The organism is Rhodopseudomonas sp. BR0G17 (genome assembly GCF_010907025.1).
GTDB classification, from domain to species: Bacteria; Pseudomonadota; Alphaproteobacteria; order Rhizobiales; family Xanthobacteraceae; genus Rhodopseudomonas; species Rhodopseudomonas palustris_H.
In genome coordinates, this window is record NZ_QUML01000125.1 from 1 (window position 1) to 488 (window position 488).

1 protein-coding gene is annotated in these 488 nt (G+C 60.9%); it reads left to right on the forward strand.

The window, feature by feature from the left end:
- Positions 1-488 (forward strand): sugar phosphate nucleotidyltransferase (locus DY467_RS25500; protein WP_246701650.1); only part of this gene is annotated, 488 nt, incomplete at both ends.

Genomic DNA, 488 nt, shown 5'->3' on the forward strand with positions numbered 1-488 from the left:
CTACGAGAAGATGCTGCAGCAGCACGTCGAGCAGGGCGCCGACGTCACTGTCGGCTGCCTCGAAGTCGAGCGCCAGGAGGCGACCGCATTCGGCGTGATGCATGTCGATGAAACCGACCGCATCATCTCGTTCCTGGAAAAGCCCGCCGATCCGCCGGCAATGCCCGGCAAGCCCGACAAGGCGCTGGTCAGCATGGGCATCTATGTGTTCGAGACCAAGTTTCTGCTCGACGAGCTGCGCCGCGACGACGCCGACCCGAATTCGTCGCACGATTTCGGCAAGGACATCATTCCTTATCTGGTCAAGCACGGCAAAGCGGTGGCGCATCACTTCAACAAGTCGTGCCGGCGCTCGAATTCCGAGGCGACCAGCTATTGGCGAGACGTCGGAACGGTCGATGCCTATTGGGCGGCGAACATCGATCTGACCGATATCGTGCCGCAGCTCGATCTGTACGATCGGGAATGGCCGATCTGGACCTATGGGG